The 18,216-nt window shown below is 45.9% G+C and carries 16 protein-coding genes; 3 read left to right on the top strand and 13 right to left on the bottom strand.

Translation table 11 applies throughout. The annotated features are described in order from the left end of the window. Nucleotides 1-338 precede the first annotated feature (338 nt). Complete coding sequence (locus ACO1NU_RS11285) at nucleotides 339-1,619, bottom strand: thioredoxin family protein (protein ID WP_448818583.1); 1,281 nt, start codon at nucleotides 1,617-1,619, stop codon at nucleotides 339-341. A 152-nt stretch (nucleotides 1,620-1,771) separates the two neighbouring features. Continuing rightward, nucleotides 1,772-3,316 carry a Do family serine endopeptidase gene (locus ACO1NU_RS11280; protein ID WP_448818582.1) on the bottom strand — a complete coding sequence of 515 codons (1,545 nt, stop codon included), beginning with the start codon at nucleotides 3,314-3,316 and terminating at the stop codon, nucleotides 1,772-1,774. A gap of 179 nt (nucleotides 3,317-3,495) precedes the next feature. On the opposite strand from ACO1NU_RS11280, the gene dapF reads away from it, so the two are divergent. After that, nucleotides 3,496-4,278: a diaminopimelate epimerase gene (gene dapF, locus ACO1NU_RS11275; protein ID WP_448818581.1), complete on the top strand. Its 783-nt coding sequence runs from the start codon at nucleotides 3,496-3,498 to the stop codon at nucleotides 4,276-4,278. A gap of 136 nt (nucleotides 4,279-4,414) precedes the next feature. Then, nucleotides 4,415-6,160 (top strand): aspartate--tRNA ligase, encoded by a 1,746-nt coding sequence (aspS, locus tag ACO1NU_RS11270; protein ID WP_448818580.1) that lies wholly within the window; start codon nucleotides 4,415-4,417, stop codon nucleotides 6,158-6,160. 50 nt (nucleotides 6,161-6,210) lie between these two features. Here the strand turns inward: aspS and ACO1NU_RS11265 are convergent, their stop codons facing one another. From ACO1NU_RS11265 to upp, 11 genes are all read right to left on the bottom strand, one after another. Continuing rightward, nucleotides 6,211-6,786, bottom strand: a complete 576-nt coding sequence (locus ACO1NU_RS11265) for a DUF3109 family protein (RefSeq protein WP_448818579.1) — start codon at nucleotides 6,784-6,786, stop codon at nucleotides 6,211-6,213. Between the two features lie 57 nt (nucleotides 6,787-6,843). Beyond that, on the bottom strand, nucleotides 6,844-7,599 hold the full coding sequence (locus tag ACO1NU_RS11260; protein WP_448818578.1) for a DUF3108 domain-containing protein: 756 nt from the start codon (nucleotides 7,597-7,599) through the stop codon (nucleotides 6,844-6,846). 8 nt (nucleotides 7,600-7,607) lie between these two features. Further along, nucleotides 7,608-8,123 (bottom strand): DUF2480 family protein, encoded by a 516-nt coding sequence (locus ACO1NU_RS11255; protein ID WP_448818577.1) that lies wholly within the window; start codon nucleotides 8,121-8,123, stop codon nucleotides 7,608-7,610. Between the two features lie 158 nt (nucleotides 8,124-8,281). Further along, entirely contained in the window at nucleotides 8,282-10,384 is a 2,103-nt protein-coding gene (locus tag ACO1NU_RS11250) for a SurA N-terminal domain-containing protein (protein ID WP_448818576.1), read from the bottom strand. Between the two features lie 105 nt (nucleotides 10,385-10,489). Beyond that, nucleotides 10,490-11,050, bottom strand: coding sequence for an LPS export ABC transporter periplasmic protein LptC (gene lptC / locus ACO1NU_RS11245; protein WP_448818575.1), 561 nt, complete (start codon nucleotides 11,048-11,050; stop codon nucleotides 10,490-10,492). Nucleotides 11,051-11,052: 2 nt separating this feature from the next. Then, entirely contained in the window at nucleotides 11,053-12,345 is a 1,293-nt protein-coding gene (locus ACO1NU_RS11240) for a hypothetical protein (protein WP_448818574.1), read from the bottom strand. Next, nucleotides 12,329-13,081 carry a type III pantothenate kinase gene (locus ACO1NU_RS11235; protein WP_448818573.1) on the bottom strand — a complete coding sequence of 251 codons (753 nt, stop codon included), beginning with the start codon at nucleotides 13,079-13,081 and terminating at the stop codon, nucleotides 12,329-12,331. Before ACO1NU_RS11235 ends, ACO1NU_RS11240 begins: the two co-directional genes overlap by 17 nt. A gap of 111 nt (nucleotides 13,082-13,192) precedes the next feature. Then, nucleotides 13,193-14,170: a DUF6427 family protein gene (locus ACO1NU_RS11230; RefSeq protein WP_448818572.1), complete on the bottom strand. Its 978-nt coding sequence runs from the start codon at nucleotides 14,168-14,170 to the stop codon at nucleotides 13,193-13,195. A 28-nt stretch (nucleotides 14,171-14,198) separates the two neighbouring features. Further along, entirely contained in the window at nucleotides 14,199-14,714 is a 516-nt protein-coding gene (locus ACO1NU_RS11225; protein WP_448818571.1) for a DinB family protein, read from the bottom strand. Next, nucleotides 14,711-15,403: a YjjG family noncanonical pyrimidine nucleotidase gene (locus ACO1NU_RS11220; protein WP_448818570.1), complete on the bottom strand. Its 693-nt coding sequence runs from the start codon at nucleotides 15,401-15,403 to the stop codon at nucleotides 14,711-14,713. The genes ACO1NU_RS11225 and ACO1NU_RS11220 overlap by 4 nt, the downstream gene beginning before the upstream one ends. 8 nt (nucleotides 15,404-15,411) lie before the next feature. Then, on the bottom strand, nucleotides 15,412-16,053 hold the full coding sequence (gene upp / locus ACO1NU_RS11215; RefSeq protein ID WP_448818569.1) for a uracil phosphoribosyltransferase: 642 nt from the start codon (nucleotides 16,051-16,053) through the stop codon (nucleotides 15,412-15,414). A 120-nt stretch (nucleotides 16,054-16,173) separates the two neighbouring features. On the opposite strand from upp, the gene uvrB reads away from it, so the two are divergent. Next, the gene (gene uvrB / locus ACO1NU_RS11210) at nucleotides 16,174-18,213 is read left to right on the top strand and encodes an excinuclease ABC subunit UvrB (RefSeq protein WP_448818568.1); all 2,040 of its coding nucleotides are present in this window, start codon (nucleotides 16,174-16,176) and stop codon (nucleotides 18,211-18,213) included. The last annotated feature ends 3 nt before the right edge of the window (nucleotides 18,214-18,216 follow it).

The following is an 18,216-nucleotide window of genomic DNA, read 5'->3' as shown; positions in this document are numbered from 1 at the left end:
ATTCACTGCTTAACGATCTTGTTTTCAATGCCTCCAGGCGTCGCGCCTTTTGGTTTTTGTTCCCCCGATTTGGGATTGCAAAGGTAAGAAGGTTTTTGATATTTCCAAAAAAAAGTTGAACTTTTTTTCTTCCTTCTTTTTATTCTCTTCAATCACTCTCACTCTGCCTTGCGCTTCGTAATCCCTCGTTCGTTTTGGGACTGCAAAGATGGGAACTTTTCCTATTCCTTGCAAGTCTTTCGTGCTTTTATTTTGTGAAAAGGTGGAACTTTTTGACTTTTCATTTCTCACTATTTGTCAATCAGGCCGTTAAATAACAACACAGGTCGAAAATAGTTTTAATATATTTTCTCTCCCTTGTTCATCTTCGCCAATAAAGAGCTTAACTGACCGCTAGCGTCATTCTCTTTTGCTATTAACTGGTTCATTTTAGCTATTGCATCCTCTTTCTTATTCGCCTTATATAGCAGCATTGCCTCACAATAGCAATGCCCTGCATTGCCTCCACTTTCAACAGCGACCTTCCCCATCCTGCTCGCCATCGTTTCCACACACCCAGTTTCAGACGGAGCATTAAGGACCGCCCAAGCATATTCAGATAGTTTATCGCTGCTGATCCTATTACTATATCCGGCAACAAATGCGGATAGCGACTTTCCAAAAGTCCGCCAATCTTCTTTCCACTGATAATACATAATCTTCGAAGCCAGGGTCAGTTCATCAGCCAGCTCCGGATAGTACACTGCAATACTAGTACGCAGCGTATCCCATTGCACATTCTCATTAGGGGACCCGGTAAAAATTTCCATACCACCGTTTCTTTTAACAGTTCCTCCATTGCGGAGCATAGGAACGATCAATTCGTCTATAATCAACCCCCTAACCATACTTGCGGATATACCTGTACCCAAATAATGGTCCGCCTTTGCAGAATGTTGCCTGAGAACCTCAAACCCCACATCTGAAGTTTTCATGGTACTCCCCGCAATAAGCCGCAGGTTATCTTCAGTTAAAAGATCCTTCTGAGCAGACAGATAGCGGTTCGCTATAGAACAATATGTCTCTTTCTCTCCCACGAATTCAGCAGCTCTGAGCAATGACCTTAGAAATCGCGCGTCTTTACGTCCTGCGTCAAACTGTAACTTTAAAGTGTAAAACTGCGACTTCGGGTCTAATGCCACCTTCGATTTGGCAATAAATTTGTCAACCACCAATTCAGATCCCGAAAGCTTATGGACCACGATTCCATTTGAATCAAAAAAAAGATAAGTCGGAAAGACCTCGATCCCATATGCTGTTTTAAATTCGTTTGCATCTTTATACCAGCTTTTCACCTCCTCGTTATCACTATTGGTTTGGTCAAACTGCAGCTTTATATTTATGAAGTTGGCATTAAAGAAGTCGCCGGCTGCCTGGGTGGTAAAAACATTCTTGTCCATCAGCTTGCATGGTGCACAACTCGTTGTAAAACAATCAAGGAATATATACTTATTCTCTTTCTTCGCTTTTTGCTTCAGCTGCGCCCAGCTAAGACCCTTTTCAAATTTGATTCCTTCTGTATTCTGCGCACTTACCGAAATACAATACAGTAGCGCCAGTGACAAAATGACTACTCTCATACGCTTGAAAATACCTAGTTATAAGTCGCTAATTATCAGTCAATATACTAATAATCTAATTTCAAAAAAATAGCCCTGTTCGTCCTCCCTATACCACAAAAAAAGCCCTCTGCTATGCAGAGGGCTTAAACATATATATATATATACTATTATTAGTCAGCCAAAGGGAAGGTCATCATCACCCTGGATCCATCCGGCGATATGCCATTAATTCGAAGCATATTGTTTTTGCTAGCTTCTAAAGCTGCATCAATGTCCTCTACCTTATTTACAGGACGCTCATTGATGCTCGTAATAATTGTTCCTCTGTCAATTCCATAGCCTTCAAACAATCCACCTCTTCGGGCATCGGTTACAACAAGGCCTCCATTGATCCTGTATTGTTTCTTCTGCGCATCGGTTACTGGCCTGAAGCTCGCACCAAGCGTATTATAGATCTCAGTTACTGATCTGGTGTTTTTCGCAACCTTCAGTTGATCATCGCCCTTCAGCGTTACTGCTGCAGTTCTTTCCTTGCCTTCGCGTAAATAACTCAGTTGCACTTTATCGCCAGGACGCAGACGACCTACTCTTTCCTGAAGATCAGCAGAAGACATTATCTTCTTACCATCAACTTTCGTAATAATATCCCCTTTCTTCATACCCGCTGCGGCAGCACCTCCTCCTTCAACTACAGAGTTGACCAGCAGTCCACTGATTTCATTAAGACCCAGTTCCTTCGAAATACTTGCATTCAGCTCCTGGAAAGTCACTCCTACGAAACCACGTTTAACAGCTCCGTACTTGATGAAGTCATCCATGATTTTCTTGGCCAGGTTTACAGGAATCGCAAAACCGTATCCTGCATAATATCCGGTCTGCGAAGCAATCGCGGCATTGATCCCGATCAGCTCCCCGCGGGTGTTAACAAGTGCACCTCCACTGTTTCCCCGGTTAATGGCTGCATCAGTCTGAATAAAGGACTCGATCGCCGAACTTACCGAAGGTCCCTGCTCACGGTTTCCATATCCTCTTCTCGGCTCCGCCTGCTGTTCATTCAGAATACCGATACTTCTGCCCTTTGCACTTACAATACCTGCCGTAACAGTCGTATTCAAGGTTAGCGGATAACCTACAGCAAGCACCCACTCTCCAACCTGAACATTATCTGAGTTCCCCAGCTTCACCACCGGTAAACCTGTAGCAGAAACTTTAAGCAAGGCCAGGTCAGTATTCGGGTCACGCCCGATCACCTTGGCTTCGAAAGAACGGTTGTCGGTCAGGATTACTTCAATTTTATCAGCGTTCTCCACAACGTGATTATTGGTTACAATATATCCGTCATCTGTCACGATAACTCCCGAGCCTGATGCACGGGTAGGCTGACTAGGCGCATTCCCTCTTGGACTGCCAAAGAAGTCACGAAACATCTCCTCAAACGGATCGCCGCCTCCTTCACCCCCCCGGGATCTTGAGCCCGATTTGCTTCCATACTCTGTCTGTATATGTACAACGCCCGGAGTAACCGCTGCTGCCGCCTGAACAAAGTCTACATCTCCTGCAGAGGATACACTGCTGGGGTTATTGGTGAAAAAAACCTTCTGTCTCTCTTCAATTCCCATCTTTCCGGCGTTCTTGTCTTCGATAAGCTTATATCCGCCTATCGCAACCGCCCCACCTACAATGGCCGTTAAAAGTGTTATACCTATTTTTTTCATATTCATCTATTTCTTGTGTTTACATCATCAAATGTAATACCACTTAAACGGAAAATGCAAGCCATCGATGTGTAGAGCAGTGTTAAAAAATGTTAAACATCTCAAACAACCTTTCGGTTTTACCGAAAGGCTTATCATCTTATTTTTGTAATCTTGTAATGAATTGAATGACAACACCAATGAAGATGCACTTTTACAAATACCAGGGGGCAGGTAATGATTTTATTCTCGTTGACAATAGAAATGAGGCCATCAACCACGATAATCCAGCCTGGATAGCATCTCTCTGCGACAGAAGATTCGGCATCGGAGCCGATGGAATGATGTTTCTACAGCAGAAAGAAGGCTACGATTTCGAAATGGTTTACTATAATTCAGATGGCCAGCCTTCCAGCATGTGTGGGAACGGCGGCCGCTGCATAGTTGCATTTGCAAGACATCTTGGAGTAATCGGATCAGAAACGAACTTTTTGGCAGTAGATGGTCCCCATTATGCCAAAGTTTCAGAAGAAGGAAACTGGGTCAGCTTACAGATGATCGATGTCAATACGGTCACATCAGACGGTGAAGCATACGTGTTGAATACCGGATCTCCGCACTATGTACTTAGCACAACTCAACTGGCAGAAAAGAACGTCACATCTGAAGGCCGTTCCATTCGCAACAACCCTATATATAAGGACAAAGGTATCAACGTCAATTTCGTTGAAGAAATGGGCGATCACTATTTCGTGCGCACCTATGAGCGCGGCGTAGAGGATGAAACCTTTGCCTGCGGCACAGGAGTTACGGCAGTAGCGCTCGCCATGGCTAAAGATAAAAACCAGACCGGCGATATATCCACCCGGGTAAAAGTACTGGGAGGCAATCTCAACATCCGCTTCCGGTATGACGGAGAACAGTTTTCCGACATTTATCTGGAAGGCCCCGCCGAATACGTCTTCGAAGGGGATTTGAAGTAGTTCCACGTGGAATGACACATCTGAACATATAAACAATCATCATATACATACCCTCCTGAGTATTTTCACGAAATTGAAGTAATGAACCGTTACTACATTCAAAAAAATTACTTTTGCAGGTCTAACAAAAACTTTTATGCATAGAACGAATACTTGCGGTGAATTAAATCTTAATGATTTAGGTAAAGAAGTTATCCTGGCCGGATGGGTGCAGAAGTCGCGTGATCTTGGCGGAATGACCTTTATTGATGTCCGCGACAGATACGGTATCACGCAGCTTGTCTTCAATATGGATGAGGATAAAGATCTTTGTGCTCAGGCACGTGAGGTCTCCCGCGAGTACGTCATTAAGGTTACCGGAACCGTAGTTGAACGCTCCAACAAGAATCCAAAGATCCCTACTGGAGATGTCGAGTTAAAGGTTTCTGCGCTGGAAGTGCTGAATCCAGCCAAGCTTCCTCCCTTCCTTATCGAAGATGAGACCGATGGTGGGGATGACCTGCGCATGAAATACCGGTACCTGGATCTCAGACGCGCTCCACTCCGCAATAACCTGATTCTGCGTCACAAGATGGCACAGGAAATCAGAAAATACCTCGACAACCAGAATTTCCTTGAAGTTGAAACACCTGTGCTGATCAAGTCGACGCCAGAAGGTGCAAGAGACTTCGTCGTGCCAAGCCGTATGAACCCCGGAGAATTCTATGCACTTCCTCAGTCTCCTCAAACCTTCAAGCAATTGCTGATGGTTTCCGGGTTTGACCGCTACTTTCAGATCGTAAAATGTTTCCGTGACGAAGACCTTCGCGCAGATCGCCAGCCTGAGTTTACACAGATCGATTGTGAGATGGCCTTTATCGAGCAGGAAGATATCCTGAATATATTCGAAGGACTGACCACTCACCTTTTCAAAACAGTAAAAGGCCTGGAGATCGGAGATTTCCCACGCATGTCTTACGCAGATGCGATGCGCCTTTATGGATCAGACAAGCCTGACACTCGCTTCGACATGCAATTTGTAGAGCTCAACGAAGTTGCCAAAGGAAAAGGCTTTCCTGTATTTGATAATGCAGAGCTCGTTGTCGGCATCAATGCTAAAAACTGCGCACATTATACACGCAAGCAACTGGATGAGCTGACAGACTTCATCAAACGCCCTCAGGTAGGCGCAACCGGAATGGTATATTGCCGCTTCAATGCAGACGGTACCTTGAAATCTTCAGTCGACAAGTTCTACAGCGAAGAAGATCTGAAAGCATGGTCAGCAGCATTCCAGGGTGAACCCGGAGATCTTTTCCTGATCCTGAGCGGCAACACAGATAAGGTAAGAAAGCAGCTGAATGAACTTCGTTTGGAAATGGGAAGCCGCCTTGGTCTTCGCGATAAGAACAAGTTCGCTCCACTGTGGGTGATCGACTTTCCATTGCTGGAGTGGGATGAGGAATCCAGCCGCTACCACGCCATGCACCACCCTTTCACTTCCCCAAAGCCGGAAGATATCGCGATGCTGGATACCCATCCGGGAGACGTAAGAGCAAACGCATATGACCTGGTTATCAATGGAACAGAGATCGGTGGCGGATCCATCCGTATCCACGACCGCACCTTACAAGCCCTGATGCTTAAACATCTCGGATTCTCGAAAGAAGAAGCTCAAAAGCAATTCGGATTCCTGATGGATGCCTTCGAATACGGAGCCCCTCCACATGGTGGTATCGCCTTTGGATTTGACCGTCTGGTTTCTATTTTCTCAGGGCTTGATTCAATCAGAGACGTGATTGCCTTCCCTAAAAACAATTCGGGAAGAGACGTCATGATCGACTCCCCTTCTACCATCGCAGATGCGCAGATGAAAGAGTTGTCCATCAAAACAACTGTATAAAGAGACATACCCAAAAGAAAAAGCCTCAGATCAGTGATCTGAGGCTTTTTTTATATTGAAGTTTCCGTGCCTTCTACGGAGAGCTGAAGATTTGCATACCATTCTTCACCGTATTTCCGGATCAGTGGCTCCTTCAAAAAGCGGTAAACCGGAACTTTCAGCTCCTTACCAAAGGTGCAGGCAGGCTTACATATATGCCAACGATCGTAGTTCAACACATCGAACTCCGGATAAGCCGTAATACGAATAGGATACAGATGACAGGAGATCGGCTTTTTCCAGTGGATCTTACCATCGAGGTAAGCTCGTTCGATCGCACATTTACTGATGCCGTTTTCCCACATCACATATGCACATTCCTCATGATCATTCACACAAGGGGTGGTATAGTCGCCTTCAAAATCTTTGACCCAGGTACCGGTACGCTCAATAGTCTCGATACCCTTCTCCGTCATATAGGGTTTAACCAAAGGATAAATCTCTTCAAGAATTTTTAATTCCGACATCTCAAGCGGAGCGCCCGAGTCTCCCTCTACACAACATGCACCCTTGCACTTATCCAGATTGCAAACAAAATCCTCACTTATAACGTCCTCATGCACCAGGGTTTGCTGTACTTCTAACATATCATTCTGAATTTGAGCGCAAAGGTCGGAATAAATGATCAGAAAAACAGCCTATTTTCAATATCGGAGTCCTTTTGCGGAAGTAAGCTCAAGCGTCACAGAACCCACGAGAATTTCCACCTGTGCTTTTACCGGTATCCGGTTACCGTCGTCGGTAATCCACAGATACAATTTACTATCCTTTTTAAATATCCGTCCAGGCTTGATAGAAGGATTGAATTTGAGACAGTTTACCGTACCGATCGCTGTCTTCACCTGCTCCTTCCCCACATAAGTGATCTTCAGTTCAGATACTTCATCATCCAGAAAATAAGGAATCGAAAATACCGTACCCACCTTGATCCCAGCGAGGTCAAGGCTTCGGGCAAAGTAAAATGCCGATACCAGATCGAAGGTCTTGTCCTTTCCCGTAAAGGTTCCTTTTTTACCGGTCACTTTGTTCGTCTGCTGATTAAACCTGACCCGATCCTCCCGGCGATAGTTCGCTTCGCGGATATTTTCCGTATAGAGGTAAGGCAGCAGCGTCGTACGATCGATATAAGAATCGTAACGGTTTCTGACTTTATAGAATAAATTGAACGACGCTGCGGTACGTCCTTGCGCCAAAAGATGGTAGACAGGACGGTTGTCAAACTTGGTATCTGACGACAAAACGTTTAAAGTAGCTTCAGCTGCGGTAATAAAACCATAGCGAAGCCGGTATTTCAGCTCCTCGCCCGGCTTAAAGGCCGGCTCTTTCCGATACTCAAGGCTTTGAGAGAAAGTCCCCGTGATCCACAAGACGAGTGGTAAAACCATCAACAATCTCTTCATGCTTATTATTAGTCTTTACGCTTAAAAATAGGTACGGTAGAGCAAGGTTCCCCGTACATGATACTTTTTGCCACGCTGCTGAGCCTCCGCGTTAACTCGGCATAGGCCGAAACCGGCACTGGTATATCTCCGCAGCCTTTGATCACAACGCGCTGATCGCGGTATTGTTCGAAATCGATACCCTGAATAGCCCTGTCAAACAACACAGCTTCCAGAGTATCCATTGATCCAAACACCACGGTAGAGGCATAAGGCTGCATTTTATTGGCAAGCAACATATAAGCCCAGGTCGGCACAATGGCATCCGACGAGCAGGTCAGCGCAACGTGCTTGCCCTGATACTGACTCCAGTCATGCTGCTTAATAAATTCCCTGAAATCCTTTTCACGCAGGAGCAGTCCATGAAAGAGATTCTCCTTAATGTCGTAGACTGTCCGCTCCCCTTCCGGATACAGAACTGCGGGATCGAAACTGATCAATCCACTCAGTGCAACCCGGTTTACTATATTTTCCTGTATATCCATTTTATAATCCAAAGAACAAATGTCGTCTTTGTTTCACGATTTGTTATAAGTCTAAAGTAAAAACTTGAAACGGCATATTGTTTTAGCCAGTACCTTCTAAAATAAAAAATCCCGAAGATAACTCTCCGGGATTCCCTGTATATGATATGCTGATTCTCTTAGAAGAAACGCAGTCTGTAGTCTTTAACTTTTGCCAGATCACGAAGTACTTCCAGTACCTGACCTTGTGCACGCTGATCCAGCGCCTGGGCAAGCTGTTGTTTCTGGTTGATCGTATTGGTTAAAGGTGCCGGATTAGTGAATCCATTTACCTGAACCACATAAACACCCTGCTCACCTCTGATCACTTTAGACAGCTTCTTTGGTGCAAGTCCGAATACAGTACCTACTACTTTGTTTTCCTGAGCAACGCCCGGAAGAACTGGGTTGGCAAATACCACATTCTGTACAGGAGTTACCGGACGACCTACTTTCGATGCGACCTGGTTGATAGATGATGCACCAGCAAGTGCTCCTTCCAGCTTTTCAGCCAGCATCTTCGCTTTAACGCGGTTTCTTACTACAGGCTCGATCTGAGCTTTAACCTTCTCCAGTGGAAGTATGCCTTCCTCACGAACATCTTTCAAACGGGCAACGATAAAGCGGTCTCCTACTTCGAATGCTTTATCAGAGATATCTCCTTCTTTCGCCTCAAATACCCAACGAACTAATTCGCGTGGATTTTCCACTCCCGGAATATTAGACTGAGACGGAGTCAGGTTTTCTGCAAGCAGTTTAGTTACGCCGTCTTTTTTAGCGCGCTCTTCAAATGACTTCTCGTCATCCACATTAGAAAGGAAAGACGAAGCCTTAGAGAATGCCAGTGATTGCGTCTGGCTGCTGGCGGCTACTGTCTTATCAACAATGGCTACTTTAGCTACTCTTGAAGAACCAACCTGTTTGTCGATGCGGATCACATGCGTTCCGTACTGGGTAGTCACTACCTTCAGGTCTCCTGGTTTTCCGTTGAACACGGCTTCTTCAAAAGCTGGAATCATCGAACCTCTTGCGAAAGTTCCCAAATCTCCCCCTTTTTCTCTTGTTCCATCGCTACCGAAACGGGAAGCAAGCTCAGCGAAGTTACCGCCGTTCTTAATCACGTTGTAAATTGAATCTGCTTTAGCCTTCGCTCTTTCAGGACTTCCTTCAGTAGCCGGGCTGATCAGGATGTGACTGGCCTTAACTGAGTCAGGACTCATGCGGCTATCTACCAACTTTGCTAACTTATAAGATCCGTTCGAGAAGATCGGACCGACAACGGTACCTACAGAAGCATTAAATATAGCTGAGTCTAATGCTGGCTCAAGTTGTCCCTTTTTCATATAAGTAAGAGGCATCTTGGTATCAGCGTTGATGCTTACAAATAAAGAATCATTTGGTGTCGCCTTGAAATCAGCCGCAATTCTATTGATTGCCTGAGATGCCTCCGCAGTATCAGTTTTTGAAGGACTTGCATCAAATGCAACGTACTCGATCGTGCGTGATTCCTCTTTGTTCAGGAACAAGTTCTTGTTCTCGTTATAGTAGTCAGAGTAATCTCCGTCTGTCAGCTTAACCTTACTATCAGGTATAGATGAGTATTCCAGACTAACATAATTAAAGTTAGCCAGCTTGTTACGCTGAGAATACTCCTCACGAGCTTCCAGAGAAGTCACATAAATGCTGTTTTTTACCAGATTGTTATATTTCTGGAATAAGCGGTTACGTTGAATAGCCAGCATGAAGTTTACCCACTGCTGACGGGCCGGGCTGTTAGGATCCTGATTTTTCAGATTATTCTGAAAAGCGTTCAGTTGAGCTCTGTCGATCTGTCCTGTCTCCGGATTTCCGAAAGCCTGAACAATCTCAGGATCTGGATTTTTGCCGGATACCATGTCTTCACGTTCCTGCTCACCCACAGTCAGTCCAAGTCTCTCCACTTCTTTATTCAGCAACACTTCAGAAATCTTTTGATTCCAGGTGTTCTCCAAAACATAAGATGCCATCTGAGGATTCAGGGTAGCCTGTCCCATTTGTTGTTTGAAATTCGCCTCGTTCCGATCTACCTGGGCTTTGAACTCATCGAAGTTGATCTTTTCACCGGCAACCTCACCAACAGTGGTACGGTCTCCGCTCATGAATGATCCTCCGTAGTGCACAACATCCCCAATCAAAAATGCAACAATTGCGAAACCTATAGCTCCTACCAGGATATACCCGGCACGGTTTCGCAAGAAACTCATTATTCCCATATTCAAACTAAATTATTCTCCTTAAAAAGAGGGCGCAAGATACAATTTTTACAAAAATATACGAATACAAAATACTGGTTAGATGTACTTCATACTTTACTGCATTAAACCAGCTCCCGACGGAAAGGTCCCTGTCGCATTGAAGATTCTGGATTTCTTAAAAGTCTCATCACTTTCAAAGCCGGTTCCGAATAGAACGTTTCCATTCTGCTGCGTAACCTGGACCATTTTGTTAGAATAGAACTTCCGTTGTTTCTCGTCCCAGATCAGTTCATCTGATTTGTAGACATCTCCCTTCGTATTGGTCGCTACCACGTTCTTTCTAAGCTCGACAAGCCCCTCACCTTCTCTTCTTATTGCATAGTCGGATACGATCCTGCTGGTTTCTTTTTGGTTTTCGTCATAAAATATGAGCGTGACGCCTTTGACCATCTCGTCATACTTCTTGTCTTTGTAGCGGTCAACCTGAGGTGCAAGCATTTTGGCCTTCACCACGGCAGAGTCACTGTAGATTACCTCTACGCCATAAGACTTGTCGACAGGCAAAAGACTGTTATCGGCGGATATCTTCTCCACATCCCTGAGATCGTTCTCGCAGGACTGCAGAAGGAACGATGTCACCAATAAAGCAAATGCCAAGCTTCTGACTACTTTCAACGTTAATCAAATTTATACCTTCTGAACCACTGATCATTCAGTGTGAAGCCTAAATGGAAGTTGATGTATTTTTCACGAACCAGCGATGCTGAATTCGGTCCGCGCTGACCCAGTTCAGCTGCAAAGTTCACTTTGTAAAACGTGGTACGCGTTTGATTCGCCTGAAGAGGAAAACCAAAGCCAAGCGTTACAGCCATATCCTTGATATCCGTATTGTTAAGGTTCATATACGTCTTGTCGTATCGGAAGCCTAAACGGTAGTCCACTACTTTCAGGTAACTTCCCACAGAGTTGATATCCGGTGTGATCTGAGTTCCAATCGCAATACCGTATGAATTGTTCAGACCAGGGTTCTCTCCGGCTTCTCTGTAATCCTTCCAGTTACCGTATTTAAAATCAGCACCGATCAACCAGTTATTTACTTTTTCAATCACAAATCCGGCAGTATGCATCATCGGCAGGGTGATCTTTGATTTCCCCCGATCATTGATATACGTGGTATCAGATGCCACATCTTCACCTTCAGAAGACTTCAGGTAGCGTGAGGCTACTGTACTTCTTTCCAGATCCAGATCCGGGCCTGAGCTACCTGTATAACCCAGCGTGAACTTCACTTTCGGCGACAGGTTACCAAAGTACTGGAGTCCGTAGTCAAAGTTGAAACCACCAACGGAGCTGTTATCCTGGATGCGTGTGTTATACGCACTGAAGTCATTAGGAAACTCGGCTGAGCGTGTTTCTTCCAGCTTTCCAAACAGATACCCGGCATTGAATCCAAGGCTCAGGTGCTTACCAAGCTGAAAACCGTATCCGATATAGAACTTAGAAATGCCACCATCGCCGCCGTAAACATAGTCTACAGCGGTGGTATCAAGCCTCGTGCTCTGTCTTGACTGATAGCCAAGACTGCTGTAAGGTATTAAACCAAAGCTAAGCGCCGACTTCTTGCTCACTGGAACTGCGAAAAGCAGGTGACCTAATGAACCGGTAAAATCTGTTTCAGACACTCCTCCACGGCTCCTGCTCAGATATTCTGACGATATACCCGCATCAAAAGTGGTCATCCGGATGGATGAAAACGACGCAGGGTTCGCCAGGTTGATGTTGTTATAAGAGCCTGGTTTACGAAGTCCTGCAGAAATACCGCCCATCGCGCGGTTCTGCGGAATAAGCGAGCCATTAAGTGCACCGATCCCAAAGCGGGAGTAAGTGGAACTTGTCGTGGTCTGCGATGAGGCACTCAGTCCACTGCAAACTGTCAATACGAGTAATATATTCTTAAAGATTTTTGTCATTATACTGATGAATAACTTCGTTTAACCCAATAAGGACCAGGTTCGGCTCGGGTTCTACAACGTGCGCAAAGATGCTATTTTTCAGCCGACTGACAAAAAAATTCGCATCACCCCCACATATCAGCACCCTAAGATCTGGAAACCTTGTTATATAATTATTTATAAAGCCTGTCATTTCATGAAAGGTACCCGTCAACGCTCCTGCTAATATAGCTTCCCTCGTGTCTCCCCCATAGGCACTATCGAAATTCTCATCCATTTCCACCAGAGGCAATCTTTCGGTGAAAGTATGCATGGATTTCAGTCTCATCTGCAGCCCGGGTGAAATAACGCCTCCGAAATAACGCCTTTGCGCATTTATGAAATCATACGTGATGCAGGTACCTGCATCAATACAGAGGCAGTTGCTCTGCGGATAGCGCGCTTCCGCTCCAATGATCGCCGCCAGCCTGTCAAGCCCGAGCGTATGAGGCGTCTTGTAGCGGTTGTCAATGCGGTGGGAGCAGGCAGCAGAAAAGCGGATCAGTTGGGCACGCCCTTCGAAGATCTCTTCATAGTCTTTCGCGTCATCTTTCACCGACGAGATAATCGCTTTTTCAACAGGCCAGATCAGCAGCAACTTGCGGATCTCCTCTTTGCTGTTCTCCCGGAATACCCGGATCTCCTCCAAGTCGCGTCCGCGAAACAGGGCCGCTTTCGTGAAGGTATTCCCTATATCAATGACCAGGTTGACCATCAGCTCCTTGAAAATTGCGCACCATACCTGAATCTCATATCACAAAACTATCTAAATTTTGATTCTTGGCGGTGACTCATTTGTTAAAAAAGGTTAATGTGGCAGGCGCACTTAGAAGATCTGGAAATATACAATACAGCCAATCAGTAAAACATAAAGCGATTCGTAGAACCATCGCTTCTGCGCTGAGATAAAGTAGTGCGCCAGAAAGATAGACAGAGGCGGCAATGTAAGAACAAAATGGTAGATATTGTAATCCGACTTGATGTAGAACGACAGCGCAGCAAAAATGAACATGAACAACAAGGTCAGATATGATTTCCGCACATGCACATTACTCCTGTTCAGCTTTTGACTGATGGTGAGGAAGGACAGGAACGAAAGACCGATAACCGGCACCAGCACCGTATAGTCATACAGGTTAATCCGGAAGTCATCCGGGAAGGCTGTCGCAAAAGGGAAAGCTGTTCTCGAAAGTACCCCCCATGAATCGTTAAGATAATTGAACACCGCCAGGAAGAGGCATATCGTCAGAAAGCCGATGATCCCGGATACCCACTCCCGCCAGTTAAAAGGCCTGAAGATGAGCAGGACGATCCACAACAAAGGCAGCATCGCTATAAAAGGGAAATATACCAGCGTACCGGCACCAACGATCATTCCCATGTCGAACACAACAGCGATGACATTATCTTTCCGGTAGATGCTCAGAAACTTCTCAATCAGCCACAGTAAAAAGAAGTTGGCTATCAGGACAGGACTCAATACAATAAAAGGGGTGATCAGCGCAGTGAGGGTCACATACATCAGAGCCGGCAGAAAAGTAGGCTTCGGCAACAGGTTATAACTGTTTACCACGCGGTTCAGGATCAGTGCCTGTCCCACAGAAATGATCACCGCGTAGAAAACACTGCTGAAAGGACTGAAGAAATCGGCCGGCAATTTCAGCAGCACGCCGGTATACGGCTCAACCAGCGACACATTCAGTGTTGCCGGCAAATTAAATATCACTCCCACCCTTATCAGTACGGCGACTATAAGCAGAATGAGAATGTTAACGGGATTGATTGTTCTGAACTGATTGATCATGCGGGCGGTCCCTGAATAATAGGCAATATTAGGAACTTTTTCTTATCCTTTCTAACTGCTTCAGATGGTGGCGGGTATGAATATCGATAAACTTGAGCCATTCCTCACAGTTCAGCATCCCCAGACGTGCATGTCGTGTTCGCTGATGCTGAGGCACTTTCATGAGTTTAGGAAGTAGATCCTGAAGCTTATTGCAAAATACAAGCATGTCATTTTTGGCCTCCTCTTTACTCAGTGTTTTTACGATGGAAGAAACTTTCTGATGCGCTTTAATCTTGATCGGCGGGAAGCGTCCCATATATAAGATCAGCCTGGCCACCAGGTTCGGTCCAGAAGCAGAACGAGGCCCCTTTGCATAAATACATCTCTCGACACCGAGGATAGACCTCACGTTTACCTGTATAACGTGACAGTATACTTCCGAGTAGGACCAGCCGCCGCCGGGGGGAGACTTGATAAATTCCTCCTCATCTATTTCTTTTAGCCAGGCAAGGTACGTTGCTATGGCATCCTTAATGGACGATGCACTGGCCTGAAGACTCATAAGATTTCCAGTAAGTCTTCCAAATGATGAATCTCTACCTTTACGTCCTCCGGAAGGGGAAGTTTTCCTGGGTTGAAGAATATGGCATCCATACCCACTCCCATCGCGCCCCTGATATCGGCTTCGATGCTGTCTCCGATCATTACACTATCAGCTGTAGTAGCACCCGCTCCATTCAGGGCATAATCGAATATCCCACTGTGCGGTTTATTCACTCCCACATTTTCAGAGATAACAACGGTATCGAAGTATTTACCCAGATCCGATAGCTCGATCTTCGTCCGGGCCTGCTCCCTGAAGCCATTCGTAATCAGATGAAGCTTGTACTTTCCCGAGAGATAAGACAGGGTCTCATGGGCCTTCGGGAAGAGATTAGTCTTCGTGGGACAGGTGCGAACATAGACATCCTCAAACCCTTCGGGTATCAGATCCCCGCAAACACCCATATCTTCAAAGGTATTCCTGAAACGCGCTTCCCTCAGCTGCTCCTTCGTGATATGCCCCAGGTGGTAAGATGACCACAGGGAATGATTATGGTACGTATATTTTTCGATAAAGGTATTCACGCAGCCTATTCCCAGCTCCTTCAGCGAATAGGAAAGATAGAGTTCCTGAAGTGTCTCTTCTGCGTTCTTATCAAAGTCCCAGATCGTATGATCGAGATCAAAAAATATATGATTGTATTTCATGAAGTAAATTAATCCTTAATTCCAAAGGCCAGGTCACCTGCATCCCCTAGTCCCGGTACGATGTAAGCTTTGGTCGTCATCTCCTCGTCTACATCACCTAACCAGAGCCGTGCACGCGGAAGGTTCGCCTTTACATGCGCCACCCCTTCTGTACTGGCTATTAAAGAAACGATATGAAGCTGCTTAATCTTATACCGGTCAAGCAATTCTTTGCAGGTAAGCACCATGCTCTGTCCGGTAGCCAGCAGAGGATCTGAAACGATCACGACCTTACCATCCAGGTTAGGTCCGCTTACGTACTCCTTCTGGATCACAAACTTGCCGTCCTTACCCGTTTTACGGTATGCCGCAATAAAGGAAGAGTCGGCACGATCAAAGAAGTTAAGCAGTCCCTGATGCAGTGGCAATCCAGCCCGCAGGATGGTGGCCAGCACCGGGTAATTCTCAATTACCTGCACCGACGCAGTACCCAGAGGAGTCTCAAACTCGGTCTCGACAAACTCAAGTGTCTTGCTGATCTCGTAGGCGAATATTTCACCTAAACGCTCGATGTTTCTGCGGAAGCGCATGCTGTCCTGCTGGATCTGAGCATCACGCAGTTCCGCAAGAAAATTATTGCCGATAGTGGAATCTTTGGTTAAAATAAACATGGCCTCAAAATTACTGATTTTAGAAGACGAACAATAATATTAGGTTGATTTGAAGTAAATATATCAGGGGATCCAAAGCCCTGCTGGATATTGACGTCGATAATATGTATTTTTGAATTGATGGATTTTAAATTAATATCGGATTATCAGCCGATGGGTGATCAGCCCGAGGCGATAAGACAGTTAGTAGAAGGGGTGCGCGGAGGAGAAAACTATCAAACCCTGCTAGGGGTAACGGGATCAGGTAAAACCTTCTCCATAGCAAACGTGATTGAGCAGACTCAGAAGCCAACTCTGATTCTTAGTCACAACAAGACCCTTGCAGCACAGCTTTACGGAGAATTCAAACAGTTCTTCCCCGAAAATTCTGTTAACTACTTTGTATCTTATTACGATTACTACCAGCCGGAGGCCTATATAGCAACCACCAACACCTATATTGAAAAAGACCTTCAGATCAATGAAGAAATAGAAAAACTACGGTTGAGGACGACCTCCTCGCTCATGTCGGGCCGCCGTGATATCATCGTCGTTTCTTCCATATCCTGTATTTACGGTATGGGAAATCCGGAAGACTTCAACAACTCGGTTTTCCGCTTTGCTGTAGGAACACGAATTACCCGGAACGCCTTCCTCCACAGGCTTGTGGAGATCCTGTATGCACGTACAACTGCCGATTTTAAACGCGGAACATTCCGTGTTAAGGGAGATACGGTAGACATCTACCCTGCATATCTCGACCATGCCTACCGCATATCGTTCTTCGGTGACGACATCGAAGAGTTGACAGCGATTGATCCGGCTACCGGAAAGACCCTGGAGAAGATGACGCACATGGTGGTCTACCCGGCCAATCTCTTCGTCACGCCACGTGAGCGCTTAACAGAGTCTATCTGGGCCATTCAGGAAGAGCTCGAGGTACGCAAGAAACAGCTGGTAGATGACCAGCGCTTTCTGGAAGCCAAACGCCTGGAAGAAAGGGTCAACTACGACCTGGAAATGATCAGGGAACTCGGATACTGCAGTGGTATTGAGAACTACTCGCGATTCTTCGATGGCCGTACTCCCGGAATGCGCCCCTTCTGTCTGCTGGATTACTTCCCGGACGACTACCTGATGGTCATCGACGAAAGTCACGTGACGGTACCACAGATCCGCGCCATGTATGGTGGCGACCGGTCGCGCAAAATGGCCCTTGTTGATTATGGGTTCAGATTGCCGGCTGCACTCGATAACCGGCCGCTTAACTTTGAAGAATTTGAAAGACTTGCCCCGCAAACGGTCTATGTGAGTGCTACACCGGGCGACTTCGAGCTAGAGAAATCAGACGGTGTTGTCGTCGAGCAGGTAATACGTCCCACAGGACTTCTTGATCCGCCTATCGATATTCGTCCGATTGTCAACCAGGTCGACGATCTGCTTGATGAAGTAGATAAGACGGTGAAGATGGGTGACAGGGTGCTGGTTACCACGCTTACCAAACGGATGTCGGAAGAACTGGCCAAATACATGGACCGCCTCGGAATTAAGGTACGCTATATACACTCAGAAGTTAAAACCCTGGAACGCGTGGAAATACTCCGCGGACTACGTCTGGGAGAATTTGACGTTCTCATTGGGATCAACTTACTGAGAGAAGGGCTTGACCTTCCTGAAGTTTCTCTGGTTGCCATTCTGGATGCTGATAAAGAAGGCTTCCTGCGTTCCCACCGTTCGCTGATCCAGACCATAGGACGTGCAGCACGAAACGACCACGGCCGGGTGATCATGTATGCCGATGATATTACCGACAGTATGCGCATCACGATAGATGAAACCAACCGGCGCAGGGAAAAACAAATTCAGTACAATGAACTGCATGGCATCACCCCGAGAACTGTAGGCAAATCTAAAGAAGCCATTATTGAACAGACATCAGTGGTTGATTTCAAGGGTGGAGTACAGAAAGTCTATACCGGCATAGACGAAGCGGTAAGCATTGCGGCTGACCCGATCGTGCAGTACATGTCGAAGGCTGAACTGAAGAAGGCGATCGAGAAGAGCAAAAAAGACATGATGGTGGCTGCGAAGGATATGGACTTCCTGATGGCAGCCAAGTTGCGAGACGAGATGTTTGCCCTCGAAAAGATGATGGATGAACGATTTGGAAAAACAAAATAGAAC

It is taken from the genome of Arcticibacter sp., from assembly GCF_053551015.1.
Note: the sequence above shows the minus strand (reverse complement) of the source record. Positions and strands in the feature narration are given on the sequence as shown.

Excerpts from the sequence above, each read along its gene's own strand:
- ACO1NU_RS11285 (WP_448818583.1), bottom strand. The coding sequence starts at position 1,619 with ATGAGAGTAGTCATTTTGTCACTGGCGCTACTGTATTGTATTTCGGTA.
- ACO1NU_RS11280 (WP_448818582.1), bottom strand. The coding sequence starts at position 3,316 with ATGAAAAAAATAGGTATAACACTTTTAACGGCCATTGTAGGTGGGGCG.
- dapF (WP_448818581.1), top strand. The coding sequence starts at position 3,496 with ATGAAGATGCACTTTTACAAATACCAGGGGGCAGGTAATGATTTTATT.
- aspS (WP_448818580.1), top strand. The coding sequence starts at position 4,415 with ATGCATAGAACGAATACTTGCGGTGAATTAAATCTTAATGATTTAGGT.
- ACO1NU_RS11265 (WP_448818579.1), bottom strand. The coding sequence starts at position 6,786 with ATGTTAGAAGTACAGCAAACCCTGGTGCATGAGGACGTTATAAGTGAG.
- ACO1NU_RS11260 (WP_448818578.1), bottom strand. The coding sequence starts at position 7,599 with ATGAAGAGATTGTTGATGGTTTTACCACTCGTCTTGTGGATCACGGGG.
- ACO1NU_RS11255 (WP_448818577.1), bottom strand. The coding sequence starts at position 8,123 with ATGGATATACAGGAAAATATAGTAAACCGGGTTGCACTGAGTGGATTG.
- ACO1NU_RS11250 (WP_448818576.1), bottom strand. The coding sequence starts at position 10,384 with ATGAGTTTCTTGCGAAACCGTGCCGGGTATATCCTGGTAGGAGCTATA.
- ACO1NU_RS11240 (WP_448818574.1), bottom strand. The coding sequence starts at position 12,345 with ATGACAAAAATCTTTAAGAATATATTACTCGTATTGACAGTTTGCAGT.
- ACO1NU_RS11235 (WP_448818573.1), bottom strand. The coding sequence starts at position 13,081 with ATGGTCAACCTGGTCATTGATATAGGGAATACCTTCACGAAAGCGGCC.
- ACO1NU_RS11230 (WP_448818572.1), bottom strand. The coding sequence starts at position 14,170 with ATGATCAATCAGTTCAGAACAATCAATCCCGTTAACATTCTCATTCTG.
- ACO1NU_RS11225 (WP_448818571.1), bottom strand. The coding sequence starts at position 14,714 with ATGAGTCTTCAGGCCAGTGCATCGTCCATTAAGGATGCCATAGCAACG.
- ACO1NU_RS11220 (WP_448818570.1), bottom strand. The coding sequence starts at position 15,403 with ATGAAATACAATCATATATTTTTTGATCTCGATCATACGATCTGGGAC.
- upp (WP_448818569.1), bottom strand. The coding sequence starts at position 16,053 with ATGTTTATTTTAACCAAAGATTCCACTATCGGCAATAATTTTCTTGCG.
- uvrB (WP_448818568.1), top strand. The coding sequence starts at position 16,174 with ATGGATTTTAAATTAATATCGGATTATCAGCCGATGGGTGATCAGCCC.